Origin of the sequence: Marinobacter alexandrii (assembly GCA_039984955.1) — a bacterium.
In the GTDB taxonomy this organism is placed as follows: domain Bacteria; phylum Bacteroidota; class Bacteroidia; order Cytophagales; family Cyclobacteriaceae; genus Ekhidna.
The window spans coordinates 580,023-602,400 of record JBDWTN010000007.1; the positions used below are offsets into that span (position 1 = coordinate 580,023).

Consider the following 22,378-nt stretch of genomic DNA (forward strand, 5'->3'; position numbering starts at 1 on the left):
AGTAAACTACAAACGCTGTTGAACAAAAAGAAAATCTTAAATGATCCGGTTTATGGATTCATTAATATACCCAACGATCTCATATTCGATATCATTGAACATCGGTATTTTCAGCGACTCAGAAGAATAAAGCAGCTTGGGCTCACGGATCTGATTTATCCTGGAGCTCTCCACACACGGTTTCATCATGCGCTTGGTGCGATGCACCTGATGAGCAATGCTTTAGATTCCTTGAGGAGTAAAGGAATTGAAATATCCAGCGAAGAATATGATGCGGTCATGATTGCCATCTTACTTCATGATCTAGGTCACGGCCCTTTTTCTCATACACTTGAGTTTTCCTTGTTCAAAGAGGTGAGGCATGAAAAAGTCAGTTTTTGGATGATGCAGCGTTTGAATCAAGAGTTTAAGGGTGGCTTAGACTTAGCTATCAGCATATTCGAAAATCAATACCGTAGACCATTTTTACATCAATTAGTATCGAGTCAACTGGACATTGACCGGTTAGATTATCTCAAAAGAGATTCTTTTTTTACGGGAGTCTATGAAGGATCGATAGGTTCTGAACGAATCATTAAAATGATCAATGTCGTGAGTGATCAACTGGTCGTAGAAGAAAAAGGGATCTACAGCATAGAAAATTTTCTTAGTGCACGCAGATTGATGTATTGGCAAGTATATCTTCATAAAACCGCTGTTAGTGCAGAAGTCATGCTCATTGAGATCATCAAAAGAGCTAAACATCTTACGCAACAAGGCATAAAGGTACTAGCAACTCCAGCACTATCCATCTTCCTTGAACAGAACATTACTTCAGCCGATTTTGAAGCCGATCAGGATATTTTGGAAGTCTATGCATTGCTAGATGATAATGATGTTTGGGGTTCGATTAAATTTTGGCAGGACCATGATGACAATGTATTGAGCAGTTTAAGCAAAATGCTTCTCGATCGAAAGCTCTTCGGAATTTCATTTTCCAATGATGAGATTGGAAGGATAGTCACCGATGACTTGATTCAAAAGGCGATGAATCGCTTCAAATTGCCAGAAGAAGAAGCTAGATATTTCATTAAAACCGGATCTGTTAGCAACTCCGCATACATCGCTTCAGGACAGTCTATCAAAATATTAATGAAGCATGGAAGTGTGGTAGATGTGGCCGAAGCAAGTGACTTACCAAACATTAAGGCGATGAGTACTATTGTAACGAAACATTATTTATGCGGCCCTAAAGAATTATTAAATACATGATGGTCTTGACAGGTGAAGATATTGGAAAGAAGTATGGTAAAACCTGGATTTTCAAGGGTCAAAACTTTACTCTTGAGACCGGAGAAAAAGTAGCTATCACAGGAAAGAATGGAGCTGGGAAATCCACCCTGCTTCAGTTGATGGCTGGATATCTGACCCCTTCTAAAGGAAAAATACTTATTGATGATGTTTTAATTGATGATGCTCAAAACGAATCGGTGATTATTGGTCCATACACTGAAATTATTGAGGAATTCACCTTACTTGAATTTTTAGACTTTCATCAGAAATTCAAAAAGGCTACTCATCCAATAAATGAAATGGCCGATTCTGCGTCTCTTCCGTTGAATAAACGAATTAGTGATTTTTCCACTGGAATGAAACAGCGAGCAAAGCTTTTGACTGCCTTCTTCTTTGAAAATGATTTGATATTTTTTGATGAGCCTACCTCTAACCTTGATGAAGAAGGATTTCTTTGGTGGAAAAAATGCCTTGAAAACCTCAAGGATCATCTTATTATCATCGCATCCAATGAAAAAGATGAAATCGCGCAGTGCGAGAAGTCCATTGATCTTTAAAAAAAAGGTGATCAGCGAATAATTTCATCTCCTTTTTATAGTTATCTAGGTATAAAAGTGAAAAAGTTCTACTTTTGAAAAGAACTTATATCTAATCAGACAATTATTTAGATTCAAATTATTACACATGAAACGATTATCAAACTTACTGGCTGCCTTAGTTTTTGCTTCCTTAGTTATTTTTATGTCATGCGGTGGCGGTGGTGATGATCCTGCTCCAGATCCATTAGCAGATGATCTGGCAAACCTTACTGTTTCTGGTGGTTGGTCAAATCCAACAACTGTAACTACAGATAATGGTACTGCTGATGGAGTATGGACTACTTTCGGAATTTCCTTCACAGGGACTGTTGATGGTGGGACTTACACTGTAAGTAATGTACCTGATGGTTTCAGTGATGTTTGGGCGGACGGTACCTGGACATTTGGAAATGATAATGGTTCTGTGATCACAAGAGTTCAAGGAGGAGTTACAACTGACATTACTGCTTCAATTGCAGATGGTAGTTTGACTCTTACTTTCGATGTTACTGAATCTGGTGCAAGAACCAGCGGTATCTCGGGAGAGTGGACCTTTGTTTTCAATTAATCAGAAATCGAAAAAATTAAAAGGGTAGCAATTTGCTACCCTTTTTTTATGCTCAATTTTTTTTGAATTCCTTGATAACTGATTAAAAAAGCTGATAATTCTATAACTTTGCTTTGTGCTCATTGAAGAAAAATATTTTACGCAGGATAAGAATTATCTATTGAAGTCTGTTCAGGCCTTTTCAAAAGAAGTTCTGCTAAAAGACTGGTTGGATCAGGTTCTTTCAGCATATAGTCTGCAACACAACCCAATGGGTTTAGAGGATGATTTCATCATTGAGCTTCGCAAAAAAATTACTATCGGGAAGAATTTAATTGAGGATAACTACGATATCCTAGCCGCAGTTTATCGGCATAATCACGCCGATAATCAATTGGAAATTATGTGGGACGGTAGATCTCATATGGAAGCATACGACACAGACTGGAAAGCAATGTATGACAAATGGATAGCTCAGTTGTCAATGGTCAAGGAAATCCAAAGATCCATCATTAAGTACGCTGTTTCTGAAGGAGGAATTGATCATACATTCCTAAAACAAGCAGTTCGTAGGGCAATACTGTCTCACTTTAATATGCGAATGAGATCTCAAACGATCTATCGAGTACAAGCAGCCTAGTGTCTCATTTTACAGACCTTACAAAATTTTTGTTTCCCGGGAGGTCTCTTTTTGGGTGGTCTTTTATGACCAAAGAAACTCTCTCCTTTTCTAGCTTCCTTTCGTTCAACTTTTGCGACCTTATATTGTATTTTCGCATTTGCCTTTTGCCTTTTTAGAACGTTTGCTCTAAACTCTTCTCTGCTTGTTACAGCTAGTTGATTTGCTTTTTTCTTCTTTCCAAAGATTGATTTCTTTTCCTTCTTAGCTGCTTGATATTGGGGCTTAGGAGGCTTGGGTGTATCAGCGCTGCGTGTGTTTTGAGCACTGACGGTTATGGCTAATGTGAAAAAGATACTGTATATAATTAGTTTATTCATGACCTTACTATTCCTCATAGGAACGTTCTCATTCTTAATTATTGTCAAAACTGCATAAACTCAATCTCCTATCACAAAAAAGGTTAATCTTTTGTCGATTATACAACATAAGAATTCAAACTAATTTACTTTGCCATTCGTTAGTTGGTTTCATGAAAAAAGCAATCTTCATCACTCTTCTTCTAATTTCAGTCTTTGCCGAAGCACAGATTATTAGGGAATCCGAACTTCTCAGAAGGATGGATAAAGGGGCTGAATTGATGGCAAAAGGACAATATGACACAGCTCAGGTGCTATTCCAGTCTGTGCTTCAAAACATGGATAAGCTTCCATCTCAGGTAGCTTACTACTTTGGCAGGAATAGTTTTCATTTAGGTAAGTACAAGCAAAGCATCAATTGGTTGAATAAATACATCCAACTTAAGGGAACAAAAGGACGCTATTACGAGCCTGCCATTACTTATCTTCAATATGCCGAAGATGAGTATTTAAAAATTCAACGATCTCAAGCAAAACAATTTAGAGAAGATCTGGAAGACGCAAATTATGACTGTGGCGGACTTGAAAAAATGCTATGCCCAGTATGCCACGGATCTGGAGTAGTTGTTCAAGCGGGAATTTTCGATGAAGTCTACAAAACCTGTCCCTATTCTCTTGGAGAAGGCTATCTAAGCTGTGAGGAGTATAATTTATTTATGCGTGGAGATTTGGATGCTAAAGTTGGAAACTAAGAGAGCCTATCTTTAAAATCATTGTATCCAAACTTCTTCACCAATTCGAATTTTTTGTTTTCTCGAAGTATACCTATCGAGGGGTGTTTTACTCCATTGAAAGTGCTCGTTTTTACCATGGTGTAGTGAATCATGTCTTTAAATATGATAGAATCACCTACACTTAATGGGTTTCTAAACCAATAATCATCTAAATAATCACCAGCTAAACAACTAACTCCTCCCAATCTATATGGATGCCATTTCTCTATTTGTTCATCTGATCCAGCATCCAATTTTGGTCGATAGGGCATTTCAAGACAATCAGGCATATGACAAGTAAATGATCCATCGAAGATTGCTGTCTTCTTTCCTCCATTCTCCACGATATCCAAAACAGTCGTATGAAGATCACCTGTATTCCATGCAAAAGCACTGCCTGGCTCGAGGATAACATTTAGTTCATGCTTGTCTTTAAATCTCGAAAGTATCTTAATCAAATGATTGACATTATATCCTTCACGTGTCATCAGATGCCCTCCTCCCATGTTTATCCATTTGATCTGAGACAAAAAAACACCAAATCGTTTTTCAACAGAAATGAGAACCTTCTCAAGTGCATAAGAATCAGACTCACAGAGTACATGAAAATGAAGCCCTTCGACTCTGTCTGGTAATTCCTCCAAATTTTCCTTCGTAATGCCAAGTCTGGAAACGGGGCTTGATGGATTATATAAGTCTGTTTCGACATCAGACCACTCAGGGTTTATTCGTAAACCAATACTTACATCGGTCGGCACTCTATCTACAAATTTTTTATACTGACTTAAGGAATTGAATGTAACATATGAGGATAAGGAAATGATTTCATCAAATTCTTCATCTGAGAATGCTACGCAATAGGTATGAGACTTGGTTCGCATCTCCTCATTGCAAAGTTTAGCTTCGTTGAGTGAGCTTGCAGTGGCCCCTCCTATGTATTTCTTCAAAATAGGAAAAGAGCTCCACATCGCAAACCCCTTAAAAGCCAAGATGATTTCTACTCCAGCTTTCTTCTGTACTTTATCAATTACCTGAAGGTTATGAATAAGTTTTCTTTCATCCAGAACAAAACAAGGAGATGGAATTTTCATGAAGTATACCGTTCTTTGATAATATCCAAGTGGTGTGATAAATGACCAGAAATGATGAAACCAATAGCTTCAACGCTTATTTCCACTCCACTTGCCTTGCCTGTTCTTTGTCTCACCTCCTCGCTAAACGAAGAAAACATATCTACAGTGCTCGCTCTTACGTTCGTGAATTCTGATAATAAAGAATGAATGCTTCTATCGTTTGCATATGCTTCAGGAACATATATGTTTTGATCAAATCCAGATAGTTCAGTTTTGTCATTTCTGGCAAAGCGCATCGCACGATAAGCAAAAACTCTTTCTGCATCAATAGAGTGAAGTATCACATCTTTTACTGTCCACTTATCTTCCGCATACTTATATAATCCCTGAGCTTCATTCAAAAGCTTGCAAAAAGAAATAAATGCATCCCCGGTTCGAAGTAATAGTGGCACAAGCTCACCTTCTCCTAAGGATTCAACATATCCTCGATAATATTTTGGTATCTTCTGTAAATCAATCATTTGTTAGTCCATTCCTAAGTCAATATTGTGCTTTTCATGCCAAGGTAAGCCTGATGTTTTCAGTTTTTCAAGAAAGGGATCTGAATCAAATTCCTCTACATTAAATACTCCAGCACCTGTCCATTTCCCCGTGAGCATCATAGAAGCACCAATCATCGCTGGCACACCTGTGGTATACGAAACTCCCTGAGCTCCTGTCTCATCATACGCAGCTTTATGACTGCAGTTATTCCAAATGTAGTAGGTCTTTTCATGACCATCTTTGATGCCTTTGATCCTACATCCAATGGATGTTTCTCCTTCATAGTTTTCACCTAAGTCACCCGGGTTGGGAAGTACCTCCTTCAAAAACTGAAGAGGTACTATTTCTTTTCCTTCATAGTTCACAGGCTCAATGGAAGCCATTCCAATATTCTGAATCACTCTTAAATGCGTAAGGTATTCCTCTCCAAATGTCATCCAGAATCGAGCTCTTTTTATAGAAGGGTAGTTTTTAACCAAAGATTCTAACTCTTCATGATAAAGTAGATAAGAAGGGCGTTTTCCAATATTTGGATAATCTAAGTCCTTTTTAAACTCAAATGGATTTGTTTCTACCCATTGACCATTTTCCCAAAATTTACCTTTCTGAGTAATCTCACGAATGTTAATTTCAGGGTTAAAGTTGGTAGCAAATGCCTTTCCATGATCTCCAGCATTACAGTCTACAATATCCAGGTAATGTATTTCATCAAAGAAGTGTTTTGCAGCTCGGGAAGTAAATATGCTTGTAACTCCCGGATCAAAACCACAACCTAACACCGCTGTTAGGCCTGCATCTTTGAATCGATCCTGATAAGCCCACTGCCACTTATATTCAAATTTGGCCTCTTCAAGTGGTTCATAGTTAGCTGTATCTAAATAATGAACTCCAGCTTCCAGACAGGCATCCATGATTGTAAGATCCTGATAGGGTAAGGCTACATTGATGACCATCTTTGGGTCATGTCTCTTGAACAATCCAACTACTTGATCTACATGATCGGCATCAACCTGATCTGTTTTTATAATTACGCCAAGCTGATTTTCAATGTCTTTTGCAATGTCATCACATTTAGATTTTGTTCGTGATGCCAGAACTATCTCAGAAAAAATATCTTTGTTTTGAGCACACTTGAAAGCCGTAACTCTACCGACTCCACCTGCTCCAATGATTACAATTTTGGACATATGCTAATTTTAAGTGATGTCCAAAGTTAGCAGGAAGATCATTATAGAATAAAACGGTAAGTATATTTAATTAAGAAAGTATTGCTTCCTTCAAGGTTTGAGAGTTGTGAACTCAAATCGCCAAATCCATTTTCTGATGATCTATTAAACGCTGACCCATTACTCGCCCATACAAGAAACAAGGTAGATCCTGGTATGTACTCCCACCGCATCACAAAATTTGATCTAAATTGAACGATGTTGAAGTTAGGGTCTGAAAATGAATAGTCTGCATCAGTAGAATTTGTTTCAAACACTTCATAGGATTCGTCTTCTTCGTTGAAGACAATTTCCGATTCTGAATAGTTAGCAAAACGTTGATCGTAATTCTCTGAATTAGGTAAATGAACTCGCTTAAACTCACTGAATTCGCCTGTTGCAATAAATGGCTGACCCCAAAATTCCAATGTAAGGTTTGGTGTGATATTATAATTAGCTCTTACAGACATACTATACGTTTGTCTCTTCACAGTACCTAATATGTAACGCGTATCATCTTCGAAATCCGTTTGTGTAATGTACTGGAGCTCATTCCTATTCCAATTTGCTCTTGGCGAAATGGAGATCTGCATGGCATCAGTTGGTCTGATATTCAAGTCAAGAGAAACATTATACCCTTTCGAGAAATTATTATTACCCCAATTAAATCGGTTATTTAGAGATACTCTCACTCTTTTTCGGCTATTAGATTCAACCCTAAACCAGTAGTTTATATTTCCTGGGTATTTAATTGAAGGACCTCCTCTAAGGTCCGCATTGGAAACTCGCGAAGCGCCAAACCAAGCTCCTTGTCCAAATTCCCAGTAGTTGTTAAACTCCAGGTTCATATTCATGTTGATGCCACGTCCTGTGACTGCTCCACCAAAATCATTATTGTTTTCAGCATAGATATTGTAGCGTTGTGATCTAAATGTATTCGTCACTTTATTCACTCGATATTGGGTCCAGACCCAATTGTTTATATCATCAGTTTGCCGAAGAAATCCAACATCATTCAGTGCTAGACCGGGGGACCTATAATTGCTCCCTATAGTCCATCTCCAGTCGCCACTTCTCTTACCAAACCTCACCGAAGCAGCAGATCCAACTAGATCCGTACGGGTTGAATCTACTTCTCTATGATTGTTATTTGATCTCTGAAAAAAGCGCTCAGAGGAAGTTTGTGTTCTTAATAGTGCTTCTTTTGATCCTTCTACTCGACTCATTGCATAGCGTAGCTCTATGCCATACTTTCGATCTCTAAAATTGTGATCAATATCCACTCCAGCGCTTTGTGCATTATTATGTGCTAGCTCTAAATTTTCTCCAGTATTGTCTATGCGATTCATATTAGTCGCCATAGCACCAACGACAGTTTTTCCACCGTTGATATCCTGCTGAACTCTTCCCACTAAATAGTTTGTATAAGGCTGTACTCGTTCTTGACGCATCACACCAAGTGTGTCTATTACATCTATAATCTCCCTATTTGTGAAGGACTCTAACAATCCCCACGAGAATCCTTTCGCATTCTTACCTGTCAGCTTAGCAGCTCCTAATATTTGCGTCTGGTTGGGGAAATCAGAATTCTGAATATCAGAGGGTAATCTTCCAATAGGTCTTCCCCCTATCCGACGAGAATAGAACAAATTATTTGGACCACCACTTGTTCCAAAGGTCAATAGACTACTCCCTTCAAGGAAAAAAGGTCTTCTCTCCTGAAAAAATAATTGAAAAGCCGAAAGGTTAACGGCCGATGGATCTGCGTCTACTTGACCGAAATCAGGGTTAAACGTTAAGTCAAGTGTAATATCTGATGTAATTCCAATCTTGGCGTCCAACCCTACATTTCCATTAAATTCTTTACCTTCATTTCTAAACTCATTTTCTTCTTCGATTGGGTATTTTTCCACTGATGCAAGTACATATGGCTGAATCTCAAACTGTTTCTGTGGTTTGATTCCTTTGAGACCATTCAATTCTCCAAACAAATGAACCCATCCCGGGGCGTTAGGATCTACTGGTTGCCATGTGTAAACTTCATTTCCTCTAAAGAAATTTCTTGAAAGCTGAATTCCCCAAGTGTGCGATTCTTTATTAGCAAATCGCAACTGTGATAATGGTATTTTCATTTCAGCAATCCACCCTTCACTATCTATGCTAGTGCGCAAATACCATATAGGATCCCATGTAGAGTCCCAATCGTCTCCATTATTCGAAACATACTCCTCTCCTTTTACCCCAGAAGCAGAAGCGGTGAAAGAAAACGCTGTTCGTTTGTCAAAATAGCTATCAAACATCACGGTAACACGGTCTCCATCGAATCCATCCCTCCTTGTCATTCGTCTCTCAATTTTCTCTGGCTCAGTGTCAAAAGCTCGAATACCTACATATATATATTTTGCATCATAGAGAATCTTGAATTGTGTCTTTTGAGTTGGGTCAACCATGTATTCAGGCCTGTGCCCATTGAAGTCTCCTCCCCATTCAACCTGATCCCACGCCTCATCATTTAGTAAGCCATCTATTGATATCTCTGTTTTAGTACGATCAGTTGTATAAGATTTAGTTTGAGCCTGATCTGACTGAGCAAAAAGATAAATTCCAGAAATAAAAAGAACAACGAAACTAATCGTTCTTTGATTGTGCATGGGTTAGGGTTAGTTGAGTAGTGACAGCTATACTTAATAAATTGTGACTACAAACATTACTCATCTCGAGTACTGATGGTTACAATTATTATGTGAAATAGGATTTTTTATAGATGAAAGGCTACTTAAGCGTATATCTAAGGCCAGTCTGTATTACAAATCTTGAAGGCGAATCAGTAGAATTACTTATCGAAGTAATCGCGTGTCTGTAGTTAGGTTCCAAGGTGAAATCAAATTTTTCAAAAATGGAATATCCGAATTCAAGGCCTCCAATTCCATCGAAAGACCAATCATTATATAGGTTAAGGTCATTGCTGTTCAAAATCTCTTTGGACGGATCTGAAAGATTTCCTTCTATAAGATAATTAGCAGCCAAGCCAGCATTTAGCCTGAGTTTAAACTTTCTATTCATGACAAAATAACCCGCTTTTAGTGGTAAGGAAGCTAACCGAACACTATTGTTCAATTCAACCTCATAGTCATAATTCTCCTCTACGTCAATCACTGCTTCGCGTGAACTTGTACCAATTTGAATGAATCCATTATCAACCCCGTCAGGGCCATCAGGACCATTTAAAAAATCAGTGTTTTCGATAGTGTAAACATCGACAACATTAATAGCTGCTAATCCACTGTTATCCATACTTGTATAAGACAACCCACTTTCTAATGTCCACCTTTTTCCTAGCTGAACACCAAAATCAAGACCGATTGAAGTAGCAATACCTTCTTCCATATTTTGCGATATGCTCGTCGAAGGATTGACAAAGTTTCCTGATCCTAAAGCACTAGCAAGTCCAGCGGGGTTTAATGAGTTTGTAAGTGTACCTGTTCCTCCGAAATCCGAATTGAATGATCCTGCTCCTGCTTCAACTCCAGCCCACACTTTTGTTTCAGAATCTTTTCCCTTTTTGTTTCCTGAAAGGGCTGTTCCAGGCACGTAATATCTATAGATTTCCGTTTCAACAGCAGCAGTGGCTAAATCAGGCTTTATGAAAGCTAAAAATCTTGAGGGTAGAGATATTTCAATATCATCAGAATTTACAGTCATTGGTTCTATTCTCACCTCATTGACTTCTGTCTCTTTATCTTTTTCAATCTTTCCAAATGAAAAGTCTGGGGTTAAGCTCCCAGAAAAGGACTTCTGAAATAGGTTGGCCTCAAAATCATTGGATAATAATGCATTGTAGCTGCTGTAATCTGCTGGGGATTCATTATTGCTGCTAAAACTAAATAACTGTGCACCTATTGATAACAGCGCGATTAGTACGGCCGCAACGGAAAGCCATTTATATTGATTCTTCTGTGTGGCATATTTAGAAGTCAAATCATCATTTAATACACTTTCAAGGGAATTCCATATTCCATCAGGTGCACTTACGGCCTGACCTTCAAACTTCTTCTTGATGCTATCTTCAAAGCTCTCCGGACCCATATCTTATCTGTTCTCGCTTCATTACCTTTTCCGCCAGTAGCGTTTTTGCTCTTGAATATTGTGATTTAGAAGTTCCTTCACTAATCTGAAGCTTATCAGCTATTTCGTGATGCTTATACCCTTCTATGGCAAAAAGATTAAAAATAACCTGGCACCCTGTTGGTAGTTCCCTGATTAATCCTAACAATTCATCATAACTCAAGCTGGATACAATTGATTCTCTATCACTCCAATCACTCAATTCATTTACATCTACCATTGGGTAGAGGTATAATTTACTTCTTTGATGATTTAGTGCTGTATTCACAACTATTCGCTTAATCCAATATGCCAACGACGAATCCTTTCTAAAGGATTTGATATTTTTAAATACTTTGATAAAAGCTTCCTGAAGTATATCCTCAGCCTCTTGTTGCATTTTCGAATACCTCAAGGCCACCAGATACATTCCATTGCAATACTTATCATACAGCGCTTGCTGGAATTCTTTCTTGCCTTTTTGGCATCCTTTTATCAATTTATCCTCAGTTACCGACATTCATGTTGGTTTTAATTAGACCCTAGGCTTAAAATTATAGTTGTAATATCTAATTTGGTCTTCCGTACCTATAAAGTTATGAAGAACCTATGGATATTAACAATAGCTTGTCTATTAGTCAATTGTGAACCAATTGTCCCTCAACAATCGGTCAATAATAAAAAAATAATCTTTGATAATTATGATTATGAAGATATCGTGGGCATTGCAAAACTTGCTCCAAAAGAAAATAATCAAATAAAGGAACTTGAAAACCCAGTTGTTAGCTTAAGCAACTCAGATCAATTATCTCTCTCATTTGATCTACTCACAGATCAATTTGAAAACCTGAGTGTAAAGCTGTATCACTGCAATAAGAATTGGGATAAATCTGTATTAAGGGATATGGAGTTTTTAAATCAAATCAATAACTACCGTATTACAGAATTTGACTATTCGCTCAACACCGTACAACCATATATTAACTATTCAATCGATTTACCCAAGCCAAAGATTTCAGGAAATTACATTCTGGCGGTATATAGAAGGGCTAATCCCAATGATATTATTTTGACAAGAAGGTTCCTTGTTGTTGATAGAATTACCTCAATAGACCATACAGTAAGGGTAAGTACAACAATCAATAAAAGAGAACTTAACCATCAAATAGAGTATTCTATAAGTTATGGGAATTTACTTGTAAACTCGCCTACTCAGGACGTTAGTACTGTAATCCTTCAAAATCATAATTGGAATACTTCTGTATCGGGTATCCCTCCTACATTGGTAAGAGCTAATGAAGGATACATGGAGTATCGTCATCTTGACCTTAGATCTAATTTCTCAGGTTGGAATGAATTTCGATTTGCAGATTTAAGAACACTAAGTGTCTCTGGTAGAAATGTTGGAAGGATCACCAATACTGGTTCTAAAATCATTGCTCCATTAAAACTTGATGGAAGTAGAGGTAGTCTTACTTACACTCAAAACTTCCAAGACATCAACGGAAATTTCATTATTCAAAGCAATGATCCTGGTGAGGGAATTGCTAATGCTGACTATGCTAACGTTACGTTTTCACTCAAATCTGACCAAATTAACGGTGAAGTTTATGTTTGGAGTGGCTTTAATAATTGGAGACTTACCGATCTGAATCGGATGAAATTTACTACTCAAAATGGAATCAATAGATATGAAACTACGATACCATTAAAACAAGGATATTATGAGTACCTATATTTTGTGAAAAGTGATGAACTGCCTTCCTATCATTTTGAAGGAAGTCATTTTCAAGCGGAAAACGAATACGAAATTCTTGTATATTATCGTAAGCCAGGGAATGTTAACGATGAACTTATTGGTTACAAGCGATTTAGATCTATCGAAAGATGACTAAACATTAAACCTAAAGTGCATCACATCTCCATCCTTAACTATGTAATCTTTTCCTTCTATAGATAATTTACCTGCTTCTCTGCAACCTGCTTCAGATTTATGTTCTTGATAATCTGGTATTTTTATGACCTCAGCTTTAATAAATCCTTTTTCAAAATCAGTATGAATCACACCTGCAGCTTGAGGGGCCTTCCATCCCTTCTTAATCGTCCAGGCTCTTACTTCTGTCTCTCCTGCGGTGAAGTAGGTGATTAAGTCAAGTAAAGTATATGACGCCTTGATTAACCGATTAAGTCCAGACTCTTTCAATCCATACTCTTCGAGAAACATTACTTTTTCTTCAGGGTCTTCAAATTCCGCTATTTGTTCCTCCAGGCCAGCAGAAACAAGTATTAACTGAGCTTCCTCGTTTTTTATATTCTCCTCAAGCTTCTTACTCCACTCATTTCCAGAATTGATAGATTCTTCATCCACATTGGCAACATAAATAATTGGTTTATCTGTTAAAAGTTGTAATGGCTTTGCCCAAGCTCTATGCTCTTTATCCATTTCTAACGCCCGTGCATTTTTTCCACTCTCCAGATGGCTTTTGAACTCTATGAGTACTTCATGTTCTGCTTTGGCCTCTTTGTCTCCGGACTTAGCAATCTTCTCTACTCGTTGAATACGTTTATCAACAGACTCAAGATCTCTTAATTGAAGCTCAGTATCAATTACTTCCTTATCTTCAACCGGATCTACTTTACCTGATACATGAACAATATTATCATCATCAAAGCATCGGATTACGTGGACAATAGCATCTACTTCTCTAATATTTGCTAAGAATTGATTTCCTAGCCCTTCACCCTTGCTTGCTCCCTTTACCAACCCTGCTATATCCACAAATTCCATGACTGTGGGAAGCACTTTTTTTGGATTTACTAAGTCTGAAAGAATCTGCAGGCGCTCATCCGGCACAGTAATCACACCAACATTTGGCTCAATTGTACAGAAGGGGAAATTTGCTGCTTCAGCCTTTGCATTAGATAATGCATTGAAAAGTGTTGATTTACCCACATTTGGCAATCCGACAATACCACATTGTAATCCCATAGAAAGTATTTTTAAAATAAGTGAAAGCATCTAGTTGCTTTCGGCCGGCAAAATTAGCTTAATAAAATAAAAAAGCCTCCCGACTGAATGTCAGGAAGCCTCTCTCTTCATACTTAAAAAAGTTATCTTAAAATCAATCCCACTTTAAGTCTGAATCTGAATCAGACACATCAGCATTGGCTACTGCTTGCCTCTCCTCATTATCTCTATCAAATTGCGTGAAATCCACTTCCGGCATCAATTCGTCCTTCACGTGGTTTACTGTAGAATTAAGTGCGTCAACGAATTTGTTGAAGTCTTCTTTGTATAGAAAGATTTTGTGTTTTTCATAGAAAAATCCATCATCCTTCGGTTTTCGCTTGCTTTCAGTGATTGTTAGGTAATAATCATTCGACCGTGTCGCCTTCACATCAAAAAAGTACGTACGTTTTCCCGCTTTTACTCTCTCTGAATAGATCTCGTCTCTTCCTTTTTCGTTATTATCTTCCACTTGCTTAAATATTTGTGTTAGGTATTTAGTTTTTTGCTAAAATCGGGCTAAATATACGGCATTATCTTTTTTATCTGCAAAATCCATTGATGATTAGGCAATGATTACTCAAATATGACATCAAACATTTCAGAAATTAATCAATATGATAACCTTGGCTTAATAGCGAAACAGCTCGTTGATGGGTTCATAACAGGCCTTCATAAGTCTCCGTATCATGGATTTTCAGTAGAATTTGCAGAACACAAACTGTACAATTTCGGTGAGAGCACAAGGCATATTGATTGGAAAGTATTTTCGAGAACTGACCGTTTATACACTAAGCAGTATGAAGAAGAAACAAATCTTCGCTGTAGAATTCTAATTGATAATTCTGCATCAATGCACTACCCATCTCCTGGAAAAGATAAATTGAAGTTCTCCGTTTTTGCTGCCTCTGCCCTTGCTTACCTGCTTACCAAACAGAGAGATGTCGTAGGATTATCTGTTTTTTCAGAACACATTGAACAAGAAACAGACCTCAGAAGCACAAAGGCCCATCTAAACACAATCCTATCCAAGCTTTCAGAACTTCAGCAGACGAATCCTAGCTCTAAGACTGACATTACCTCTGTGTTTCACGAAATGGCAGATAAGATTCACAAAAGGTCTCTGGTTGTCATTTTTTCTGATATGTTTCAAAATTCAAATGAAGATGACCTACTCAATGCTCTTCAGCACCTGAAACACAACAAACATGAAGTGATTCTATTCCATGTATCTGATTACACAAGTGAATTAAACTTTGAATTTGATGATCGGCCATATCGCTTTATCGATCTTGAAACGAATGAGTCAATAAAGGTAAATCCTCACGAGGTGAAAGAAACCTACCGCAAGGAAATGACAAATTTCTATCAGAATCTAAAAATCAAATGTGGAATGATGAAAATCGATTTCGTTCCAGTCAATACAAATGATTCGTTTGATAAAATTCTGGGAGCTTACCTTATTAAACGTAAAAAGATGAGATAACGAAAAAAGCGACTCCCTGGGAGTCGCTTATCGCTTTACTAAAGACTTAGCTCAGCTACCTTAGTTACTTTTATAAACCCTCATCGTTACTTTTTCTTCAGAGTTAGACATCTCCATGAGATACATTCCTGCTTTTAGCGTAGAAAAATCCACTCGTCCGCTTACCCGCTTCATTTCTTTGGCAAGCTGACCATCTAATCCATACAATCTCAAGTCCACCAATTCACTCGAATCAATCACTAAATACTCTACAAAAGGATTTGGGTAAACTTTAACTGACTTTGATAATCCACGTTCGAATCCCAACACATCAACTAGCGACACTTCAAAAGAGACTGAAGAAGTAGTTGATTTAAAATTATCTCCACCTCCTTGAGAAACTGTAACTGTAACTGTTCCGCTTGATCCATCCAGCTCAATTGTAGCCCCAGAGATAGTAGCGGGACCATTTACAGCATAAGTTAAATTCAAATCAGAATCAACTGAGGCAATCACATCGAATTGAGCATCTATTGATTCCTTATCATCAATAGGATCAATAGCTATGATTTGATCCGCTTTATTTATTGTAAGCATTGCTCCAACATAGGCAAAATCATAGTTATCTGACAATCCTCCAAATGATCCTTGATTAATGGCATAAGTACCCGCGTCTTCACCTAGTTCTCTAATCAATTCCCCAGTAAATTCATCTCCCGATTCTAGCTCACCAAATATGAGTTCGTAAGTGAACATTGGATCTTCATCACCAAAATTTTTCTCTTGATCATCAACCAAAAAGATTAATGTCTTTTGATCTATTGTCAGTTCAATATCTGTTTGACCTGCAAGGTAATTAGCATCTTCTGCCACTTGTGCTCTAATGGTTATCACTCCTACATCTCCCAGAGTTACTGTCTTATTATTGTTTCCAGAGAGGGCTGTACCATTTGCTTCTCTTTCTATATTGTAGGTGATTATTCCAGTGGAGTTGGTACTTGCTCCCAACTCAAAATCTGCATCTCCATATGTTTTTGCAATGTCAATGAAACTGATAGATGGGGCTGTTTTGAGTTCAGTACTAAAGTTCCATATAGTCTTGTCCGAAATACCTGTATAGGCATTGCCGGCTAAGTCTTCAAAAGCGGTAGACTCTATTTCTATATAATAATTACTGCTTTTCTTAAGATCAAAGACAGGATCAATTGTGACTTCCGAGTTAGATATAGTCACATTAGTATTGGAAACATCAATACTCTGCACGATCTCATCAGTCAATGCATCTTTTATTAGCACATTTCCTATACCTTTTTTCATGTTCCCATCAAATGTGATCACAAAATCTGTGGTGATGTCTAGCTCGAGAATATTATTTGTAGGACTAAAAGTATTTGCCACTGGTGCGGTATCGTCAAGTATAAAGGTCTCATCTATAGCTGGAGCATCCATTTTAAGTCCACGTAAGACTTCATTATCTTCTAGAATATCATTTGAGCCAGTCGCTACTCCGTTTCCCTTTATATCTAAATTTATTGTTCCATTTAAATTGGCTAACCCGGAGACTATTACTTCATAAATCTTTCCATCTATTTGCGATACAGCGCTAACCATGCCATCTCCAGCAGAACTTCCACTAAGAACAAAATCAGAAATATCCACATTCAAAACATTCTTGTCAAAAAGAACCTGAAAAACTACTTCATCTGCTTTAGTATATTCAGACAAAGGAGACTGTCTTGTAATAGAAGTAACTGTGACTGTCAATGGAAGAATGTTGAAAGTTATGGTCTTTACACTACTAGAAACCGTGCCATCACTAACATTGAATCTGAATTCGGTATCAGTCCCATCATTTATGAATAACAATTGATCATTGTCCAGAATCGCTTTTGATACAGTACTTCCTTCTGTCAAGGCAACTTCACCATTATCCATCATCCCTGAGTCGTCCGCATCAATAAATAATGTGCCGTCTGGTACAGATATTAATGTAATATTATCCAGAACATCCGCAGGTAAAATCCCTGTAAAGTTAAAATTGGATGTGCCAAGTACCAGCGAATTACCTGGTAAAACAGATAATGTCTTATTAGACGTTATAGGTCTTGCTGTTAGGTTTGCAGCAAGTGTTATTCTACTATTATTGTCATTATCTACATAGACAACATACGGATTATCATTATCATCAATATCAATATATATTGACTCAGATGATCCGGCTGAAAAGCCACTCACTCCTACATTTCCCCATGTAGTTCCATTAAATTTCATAACAGAAGCCATTCCAGAATTACCTCCATCACTAAATGCAACATGTGGGACATCATAACTATCTAAGGAAATAGATATTGAAAATGTATTTCCTACTGATATTCCAGCTAGTCCCACCACTGCCCAAGCAGATCCATCGTACTTCATCACAGTCGTTTTGTTACTAGTTCCTCCATCTCTAAATGCCACATAAGGCACATCGTCACTATCCAAAGCTAAATTGACTTGTCCTGAAGATTGATTAGAGAAGAGTGGAACACCTACATTCTCCCAAGTTGTGCCATTTAACGTCATTACTGAAACAGAACTGAAGATCCCATTGTCAACATCAGAATCAATATGCGCAACATAAGGAACATCATTGCTATCAAATTTGAGGCTTTGACTTTGTGCTGTACTACTAGAAAAGCCAGTATTACCCACGGGTTCCCAAGCTGTTCCATTGAATCTCATTATTGTAGTTTTTCCATCACTACCTTCATCTTCATCTCTAAACGCAACGTAGGGCACATCACTGCTATTGATGGCTATATCTATATCTAATGCCTCCGCACCAGAAAATCCAGCGATACCTACTGTGACCCAGTCAGAACCATCGAATTTCATCACCATAGCCTTACTCCCATTTGTATCATCTCCAAATGCCACATAAAGCGTATTTTGACTATCTATAGCAATTCTTGGATTTCTAACCTGTCCTGGTGAAAATCTTGCACTTCCTACATTTTCCAAAGAAGATCCATTATACTTCAGCACACTCAGGGCTCCTCCGTCTGGACCTGACTCAAAATTCCCGTCCTCAAATGCTATGTAGGGTACACCATCGCTATCAAATGCAAGACTTGGTACATCTGAGTTATTAGTTGAAGCATCTGAACTTCCTATTTCTGCCCATTGCGAAAAAGTTGTGTCTATTGAAAGAAAGAATATCAAACAAGCAATTAATACTTGATAAATTAATTTGGTTTTAAAATTCATTACTAAGGTATTTTTAAAGTTTATTCAGAAGCTCTTAAAGAGCCTGATCTCCAGAAACTGAAAATCATCTTCAACAAGACTTTATCATGACTTGTTGATGATGACAATGCTAGGATAGCACCCGCTCATTTTTCCCACCCATTTGGGTGGTTTTAGCATTTACTAGGGGTAGTTTTAGGGGTAGGTATTTATTAAGTGACTGTAAATAAGTAACTTAACCTTTGAGCTCTTCTGGCTAAGAATAGAGAACACCTAAGGTCAACAGCAAAAAAAATTATGACTATTTTAAAGAATACTATTGCACAGTCATCATTTTTTGAATAGCCTCTCCTTTGTTTTTGATATGCATCTTCAGGTAAATATTACGGGTATGATATTTCACTGTATTCAGTGAAATAAATAATTCTTCAGCCGTTTTCTGATGAGTATTTCCTTTTGAAACACACATTAGAACTTCCGCTTCCCGATCAGTGAGCGCATGTTGCCTGCTTAGCTCTGCCACCTTAAGTTCTAACGAGTTATGTGAATTTTCATCTTTTTTATCCTCCAATCTTTCTTTTAGGGTATATATCTGATTGGTATATGCCTTTATCTCTAACTGTATATTATGATTTTCTTCCTGCATGATTTTTACCCGGTAGGAAATGGCATATGTTAGAATCAGCATTTCAAATAGTGCTCCAATTTTTACGTGATCTACCGAGACCGAAAATATATTGAGTCCAAAATCTATCGGGATTACAAAAAATAGAGCTGAGAACAAAACAAGGCTGTAGCCTATCACAAAGAATCTAGCAAAATCATGTGTTTTTAAAACATAAATTCCTGCAGCCCAATAATAAAGAAGAACCAATAAGCTAATGGTATCAGCTATCGCCGTATAAAAGAAAACATCTGTGAGAATAAAAATTAGATAGAATAATGCTGAAAGGGCAAGAAGAATTATACCTCCAATTTTAGCTTTCGGCAAATAAATAGAAAGGCTTAAAAAGCTAGTGGCAAAAATTGCCCCAAAAAGAGGAATCAAATAATGCAATAGTAAATCTGAATAAGATCCAAAATCAGGCTTTAGAAACAAATCAAATACACCATCATAAGTAGCAATACCTAGATTAGTGGCTAACACAAAAAAGGAATACCACAAGAAAGTGATGTCTCTAAAAGAGAAATAGAAAAAAAGATTGATTACTAAAACAAGGCAAACAAAACCATAGTACCATCCTGTTTTAAAGAAGTAGAATTTCTGATTCAAATCATATTCTACCTTAGTATATACCTGTAAAGGAAAATAAGCTTGTCTTCCAAAATCCACCTTCAGTAAATATTCTTTTTTAGTTGTCTGTTCAACCTGTATAGCTAGATTGGTAAGCCCTACATTATCCAAATTATTAGCAATCAATTCTCCATTCTGATAGATCTCAATCGATCTAATAGTACTCTCTTTACTATCAAAGATTAAGGGGCTCATTGATTTGGTATGCTTCAAGTTGACTTTGAACCAGTACACACCATTATCAAATCCCAATTTCGGATTAGTCAGAATTTTGAATTCTTCTTCAGCTATTGTCTCAAACGTAAATTCATGACCAATGTCCTCAAAGTATAGTATTTGATTTACTACATTTCCTTGAGGAGCAGATGGGATACTAGCAACTTTAGAAAAAGAACTATCAAGTAGTGCAAGGGTGAATAGCAGTAACAAGAATAATCGGTTCGACATAGTTTACTGCTTCCTAAAACTTAGAATAGGTTAAGCTATTTGTTGTCCTGATGGAGATTAATTAATTACGATTCTCTTCAGAGGAATGAATGTTAAAGGTAATCATTCAATATCTCACACAAATAGAATAATCAACAAGTTAGCTATTGACTAGGACTAATCAGCAAAACTATTTTTCAAGAACATTTACACCCAGAGAGATGTAGTGATTGTAGGTATCTAGTAAAAACTACAGGTGCAACCACTCTTTTTTTGCAGTCAACTCCTCTTCTGTCTCTACGTAATCCGGATCTGGAACACAACAGTCAACAGGACATACCGCAGCACACTGAGGTTCTTCATGAAAGCCGGTGCATTCCGTACACTTTCCTGGAACGATATAGTAGAATTCGTCTGAGACTGGCTCTTGCACTTCCTTTGCATCTACTTTGGAGCCATCCTCCATTTCAATATCCTTGAGATCTGTACCATCAGCCCATTTCCACTCTACTCCACCTTCATAGATAGCCGTATTTGGACATTCGGGTTCACATGCGCCACAGTTGATACATTCATCAGTGATCGTTATAGCCATAGAAAATGCTTTTTTATCTTATTCTAAATGAGGGAACAAAATTAATCGTAATAAGTTTGTAGCCCAATCGACTAAGTCGACTTATTTAACTTTTTTATGAATAAGAGCGAAAAAATCAATGCATTTTCAGAGTTAGGCAAGAAGATCGCCCGACTTACCGAGCCGGAAATTGAACAACTGGCCAGATCAGCCAAAGTACAAAATGGATGGTTTTCTATAGAAAGCGTGAAGAATGCGTTGGAAGGAATCAGCTTTATGCTGAAGGAAGACAAACTCAAAGAGTGGACTAATCGATATAACCTTGAAAACACTGAACCCAAAGTTATTGGAGTTGTAATGGCAGGAAATATTCCTTTGGTTGGATTTCATGATTTAGTTTCCATCCTTATGTCTGGTCATTTTGCGGCAATTAAGCCTAGTTCAGATGACCAATTCTTGACAAAAACCATTGTTGATTGGATCGTACAAATTGAGCCAAGATTTAAGAAGAATCTAGAGATAAGAGAAAAGCTCACGGATATAGATGCAGTAATTGCCACAGGAAGTGATAATACAGCCAGGTACTTTGAATATTATTTCAAGGACATTCCACGTATCATTCGAAAAAACAGAACATCTGTCGCTATTCTATCTGGCAATGAGAGTAGCGAGGAACTGATGCATCTTGGAGAAGATATATTTTCCTACTTTGGATTGGGCTGTAGAAACGTGTCTAAGGTGTTTACTCCCAATGGATATGACTTTCGTGAAGCTTTTCCTCATTTCGAAGCATTCAAGGATGTAGCAAACCATAACAAATACAGAAACAACTATGACTATTACAAGTCAATCTATCTGGTAAACAAAACACCTCATTTGGATACTGGCTTTATGTTGGTTAATTCGACAGATGAATTAGTATCTCCAATAAGTGTACTTTTCCATCAAGAATATGATTCTCTAGAAAGCCTTCAAACTATACTTGATTCAAGAAAAGATAAAATTCAGTGTATTGTGGGTAAAGACTTTATTCCTTTTGGGAACACACAAAGACCAGAGCTTTGGGATTATGCTGATGATGTAGATATAATGGATTTTTTGTCAAGTTTGACCTGATCTATTTCAGTTATATTTTTGTCAAAAATCAGTCAAAGAATCAATTATCTTTGCCGACCCCTGAAAAGGGGCTAAGAATCAATTTTATCTTAAAACTTATATCATTGCCTCAAGATTTTTCAGAAATCGAAAAGCACCTTATTCGCCAGTTCGAATTCAAAGCATTTTTGTTTGAAATACTTAGAGGAGGAATTT

The 22,378-nt window shown here is 37.3% G+C and carries 20 protein-coding genes; 8 read left to right on the forward strand and 12 right to left on the reverse strand.

What is annotated here, in order from left to right; translation table 11 throughout:
• Positions 1–18 precede the first annotated feature (18 nt).
• From ABJQ32_08955 to ABJQ32_08970, 4 genes are all read left to right on the forward strand, one after another.
• Positions 19–1,251, forward strand: a complete 1,233-nt coding sequence (locus tag ABJQ32_08955) for an HD domain-containing protein (protein MEP5289765.1) — start codon at positions 19–21, stop codon at positions 1,249–1,251.
• Positions 1,248–1,829: an ATP-binding cassette domain-containing protein gene (locus tag ABJQ32_08960; protein MEP5289766.1), complete on the forward strand. Its 582-nt coding sequence runs from the start codon at positions 1,248–1,250 to the stop codon at positions 1,827–1,829. The genes ABJQ32_08955 and ABJQ32_08960 overlap by 4 nt, the downstream gene beginning before the upstream one ends.
• 127 nt (positions 1,830–1,956) lie before the next feature.
• Positions 1,957–2,418 (forward strand): hypothetical protein, encoded by a 462-nt coding sequence (locus ABJQ32_08965; protein ID MEP5289767.1) that lies wholly within the window; start codon positions 1,957–1,959, stop codon positions 2,416–2,418.
• A 115-nt stretch (positions 2,419–2,533) separates the two neighbouring features.
• Positions 2,534–3,037 (forward strand): hypothetical protein, encoded by a 504-nt coding sequence (locus ABJQ32_08970; GenBank protein ID MEP5289768.1) that lies wholly within the window; start codon positions 2,534–2,536, stop codon positions 3,035–3,037.
• Here the strand turns inward: ABJQ32_08970 and ABJQ32_08975 are convergent.
• Positions 3,034–3,396, reverse strand: a complete 363-nt coding sequence (locus ABJQ32_08975) for a hypothetical protein (GenBank protein ID MEP5289769.1) — start codon at positions 3,394–3,396, stop codon at positions 3,034–3,036. The two genes, ABJQ32_08970 and ABJQ32_08975, sit on opposite strands and share 4 nt — an antisense overlap.
• A 152-nt stretch (positions 3,397–3,548) precedes the next feature.
• Here ABJQ32_08975 and ABJQ32_08980 point away from each other — a divergent pair, with 152 nt between their 5' ends.
• The gene (locus ABJQ32_08980) at positions 3,549–4,127 is read left to right on the forward strand and encodes a hypothetical protein (protein ID MEP5289770.1); all 579 of its coding nucleotides are present in this window, start codon (positions 3,549–3,551) and stop codon (positions 4,125–4,127) included.
• Here the strand turns inward: ABJQ32_08980 and nspC are convergent.
• The 6 genes from nspC to ABJQ32_09010 form a co-directional block, all read right to left on the reverse strand.
• Positions 4,124–5,239 (reverse strand): carboxynorspermidine decarboxylase, encoded by a 1,116-nt coding sequence (nspC, locus tag ABJQ32_08985; GenBank protein MEP5289771.1) that lies wholly within the window; start codon positions 5,237–5,239, stop codon positions 4,124–4,126. The two genes, ABJQ32_08980 and nspC, sit on opposite strands and share 4 nt — an antisense overlap.
• A complete protein-coding gene (locus tag ABJQ32_08990; protein MEP5289772.1) occupies positions 5,236–5,742 on the reverse strand; it encodes a DinB family protein in 507 nt (168 codons plus the stop codon). The genes nspC and ABJQ32_08990 overlap by 4 nt, the downstream gene beginning before the upstream one ends.
• Positions 5,743–5,745: 3 nt before the next feature.
• Complete coding sequence (locus ABJQ32_08995) at positions 5,746–6,951, reverse strand: saccharopine dehydrogenase family protein (GenBank protein ID MEP5289773.1); 1,206 nt, start codon at positions 6,949–6,951, stop codon at positions 5,746–5,748.
• Between the two features lie 41 nt (positions 6,952–6,992).
• A complete protein-coding gene (locus ABJQ32_09000) occupies positions 6,993–9,620 on the reverse strand; it encodes a DUF5916 domain-containing protein (protein MEP5289774.1) in 2,628 nt (875 codons plus the stop codon).
• A gap of 121 nt (positions 9,621–9,741) precedes the next feature.
• Positions 9,742–11,055: a hypothetical protein gene (locus ABJQ32_09005; protein MEP5289775.1), complete on the reverse strand. Its 1,314-nt coding sequence runs from the start codon at positions 11,053–11,055 to the stop codon at positions 9,742–9,744.
• Positions 11,036–11,593: an RNA polymerase sigma factor gene (locus ABJQ32_09010; protein MEP5289776.1), complete on the reverse strand. Its 558-nt coding sequence runs from the start codon at positions 11,591–11,593 to the stop codon at positions 11,036–11,038. Before ABJQ32_09010 ends, ABJQ32_09005 begins: the two co-directional genes overlap by 20 nt.
• A 78-nt stretch (positions 11,594–11,671) precedes the next feature.
• Here ABJQ32_09010 and ABJQ32_09015 point away from each other — a divergent pair, with 78 nt between their 5' ends.
• Positions 11,672–12,964 (forward strand): type IX secretion system plug protein domain-containing protein, encoded by a 1,293-nt coding sequence (locus tag ABJQ32_09015; protein ID MEP5289777.1) that lies wholly within the window; start codon positions 11,672–11,674, stop codon positions 12,962–12,964.
• Here the strand turns inward: ABJQ32_09015 and ychF are convergent, their stop codons facing one another.
• Both ychF and ABJQ32_09025 read right to left on the reverse strand, forming a co-directional pair.
• Positions 12,965–14,062: a redox-regulated ATPase YchF gene (gene ychF / locus ABJQ32_09020; protein MEP5289778.1), complete on the reverse strand. Its 1,098-nt coding sequence runs from the start codon at positions 14,060–14,062 to the stop codon at positions 12,965–12,967. It lies immediately after the preceding gene.
• Between the two features lie 133 nt (positions 14,063–14,195).
• The gene (locus ABJQ32_09025) at positions 14,196–14,552 is read right to left on the reverse strand and encodes a DUF3276 family protein (protein MEP5289779.1); all 357 of its coding nucleotides are present in this window, start codon (positions 14,550–14,552) and stop codon (positions 14,196–14,198) included.
• A gap of 114 nt (positions 14,553–14,666) precedes the next feature.
• Here ABJQ32_09025 and ABJQ32_09030 point away from each other — a divergent pair, with 114 nt between their 5' ends.
• Positions 14,667–15,566 carry a DUF58 domain-containing protein gene (locus tag ABJQ32_09030; GenBank protein MEP5289780.1) on the forward strand — a complete coding sequence of 300 codons (900 nt, stop codon included), beginning with the start codon at positions 14,667–14,669 and terminating at the stop codon, positions 15,564–15,566.
• 60 nt (positions 15,567–15,626) lie between these two features.
• Here the strand turns inward: ABJQ32_09030 and ABJQ32_09035 are convergent, their stop codons facing one another.
• The 3 genes from ABJQ32_09035 to ABJQ32_09045 all read right to left on the reverse strand — a co-directional run bounded on the left by ABJQ32_09035 (position 15,627) and on the right by ABJQ32_09045 (position 21,088).
• Positions 15,627–18,794 (reverse strand): MBG domain-containing protein, encoded by a 3,168-nt coding sequence (locus tag ABJQ32_09035; protein ID MEP5289781.1) that lies wholly within the window; start codon positions 18,792–18,794, stop codon positions 15,627–15,629.
• Positions 18,795–19,089: 295 nt separating this feature from the next.
• Positions 19,090–20,514 carry a 7TM diverse intracellular signaling domain-containing protein gene (locus tag ABJQ32_09040; GenBank protein ID MEP5289782.1) on the reverse strand — a complete coding sequence of 475 codons (1,425 nt, stop codon included), beginning with the start codon at positions 20,512–20,514 and terminating at the stop codon, positions 19,090–19,092.
• Between the two features lie 229 nt (positions 20,515–20,743).
• Positions 20,744–21,088, reverse strand: a complete 345-nt coding sequence (locus ABJQ32_09045) for a 4Fe-4S dicluster domain-containing protein (GenBank protein MEP5289783.1) — start codon at positions 21,086–21,088, stop codon at positions 20,744–20,746.
• Between the two features lie 96 nt (positions 21,089–21,184).
• Between ABJQ32_09045 and ABJQ32_09050 the strand changes: the two genes are divergently transcribed.
• Positions 21,185–22,183: an acyl-CoA reductase gene (locus tag ABJQ32_09050; protein MEP5289784.1), complete on the forward strand. Its 999-nt coding sequence runs from the start codon at positions 21,185–21,187 to the stop codon at positions 22,181–22,183.
• Positions 22,184–22,378 lie beyond the last annotated feature (195 nt).

Excerpts from the sequence above, each read along its gene's own strand:
- ABJQ32_08960 (MEP5289766.1), top strand. The coding sequence starts at position 1,248 with ATGATGGTCTTGACAGGTGAAGATATTGGAAAGAAGTATGGTAAAACC.
- ABJQ32_08965 (MEP5289767.1), top strand. The coding sequence starts at position 1,957 with ATGAAACGATTATCAAACTTACTGGCTGCCTTAGTTTTTGCTTCCTTA.
- ABJQ32_08975 (MEP5289769.1), bottom strand. The coding sequence starts at position 3,396 with ATGAATAAACTAATTATATACAGTATCTTTTTCACATTAGCCATAACC.
- ABJQ32_08980 (MEP5289770.1), top strand. The coding sequence starts at position 3,549 with ATGAAAAAAGCAATCTTCATCACTCTTCTTCTAATTTCAGTCTTTGCC.
- nspC (MEP5289771.1), bottom strand. The coding sequence starts at position 5,239 with ATGAAAATTCCATCTCCTTGTTTTGTTCTGGATGAAAGAAAACTTATT.
- ABJQ32_08990 (MEP5289772.1), bottom strand. The coding sequence starts at position 5,742 with ATGATTGATTTACAGAAGATACCAAAATATTATCGAGGATATGTTGAA.
- ABJQ32_08995 (MEP5289773.1), bottom strand. The coding sequence starts at position 6,951 with ATGTCCAAAATTGTAATCATTGGAGCAGGTGGAGTCGGTAGAGTTACG.
- ABJQ32_09000 (MEP5289774.1), bottom strand. The coding sequence starts at position 9,620 with ATGCACAATCAAAGAACGATTAGTTTCGTTGTTCTTTTTATTTCTGGA.
- ABJQ32_09005 (MEP5289775.1), bottom strand. The coding sequence starts at position 11,055 with ATGGGTCCGGAGAGCTTTGAAGATAGCATCAAGAAGAAGTTTGAAGGT.
- ABJQ32_09010 (MEP5289776.1), bottom strand. The coding sequence starts at position 11,593 with ATGTCGGTAACTGAGGATAAATTGATAAAAGGATGCCAAAAAGGCAAG.
- ABJQ32_09015 (MEP5289777.1), top strand. The coding sequence starts at position 11,672 with ATGAAGAACCTATGGATATTAACAATAGCTTGTCTATTAGTCAATTGT.
- ychF (MEP5289778.1), bottom strand. The coding sequence starts at position 14,062 with ATGGGATTACAATGTGGTATTGTCGGATTGCCAAATGTGGGTAAATCA.
- ABJQ32_09030 (MEP5289780.1), top strand. The coding sequence starts at position 14,667 with ATGACATCAAACATTTCAGAAATTAATCAATATGATAACCTTGGCTTA.
- ABJQ32_09035 (MEP5289781.1), bottom strand. The coding sequence starts at position 18,794 with ATGAATTTTAAAACCAAATTAATTTATCAAGTATTAATTGCTTGTTTG.
- ABJQ32_09040 (MEP5289782.1), bottom strand. The coding sequence starts at position 20,514 with ATGTCGAACCGATTATTCTTGTTACTGCTATTCACCCTTGCACTACTT.
- ABJQ32_09045 (MEP5289783.1), bottom strand. The coding sequence starts at position 21,088 with ATGGCTATAACGATCACTGATGAATGTATCAACTGTGGCGCATGTGAA.
- ABJQ32_09050 (MEP5289784.1), top strand. The coding sequence starts at position 21,185 with ATGAATAAGAGCGAAAAAATCAATGCATTTTCAGAGTTAGGCAAGAAG.